The 570-nt window shown below is 43.7% G+C and carries 1 pseudogene; it reads right to left on the bottom strand.

Features of this window, described 5'->3' with window-relative positions:
• Window positions 1-482: pseudogene (locus R7040_RS28675) on the bottom strand (hybrid sensor histidine kinase/response regulator); the annotation flags it as partial.
• Between the last annotated feature and the right edge of the window lie 88 nt (window positions 483-570).

Genomic DNA, 570 nt, shown 5'->3' with positions numbered 1-570 from the left:
TGTTCCAACGACACAGAAAATATCAATTCGCCAACGACTCGCTCATCAATGATGATGGGTAAATGTAGCGCCTCATTCTGCCAATCGGGTGTTCGAGCGATAGGTTTGTCACTTTTTAGATTCAAATGCCCGAAATGATGACGACGCAAAGAAGTGAGTTGGACAGGATCAAGGTATAAATATGAAGCGGTAATAACGGAATTGGACGTCAGTTGCTCAAGAAAACTGGCAATCATTGTCTCGTCGAAAGTGCTGGAAAGGAATGTCCGTCCAAACCGAATAAGCGTGGCATCAATTTTTTCTTCAAACTCAAACTTGCGCAGATCGCTTTCCGAGCGAAGTTCTAGCTTCCTTAACGCGACACTCAATTTTTGCGTAGATTCGTAGAGCTCATAACTTTTTTGCTCTAAAAGCAGTTCTGCCGCCTTTCTTGAGGCGATTTCTCGTTTGAGTTTCCTTTCTAATGAGGAGTTACCCGTCATACTCTTCTTATTGTGCCTCCAGCCAAAATCGAACTTGGCTTCCGTCTTCGGTTTGGTTTTGGTGCGTAATACGAATGACCTGTCCAAA

The organism is Vibrio sp. 1069, assembly GCF_033340555.1.
The sequence above is the reverse complement of the archived record's forward strand: the minus strand, read 5'-3'. Positions and strand labels throughout refer to the sequence as shown.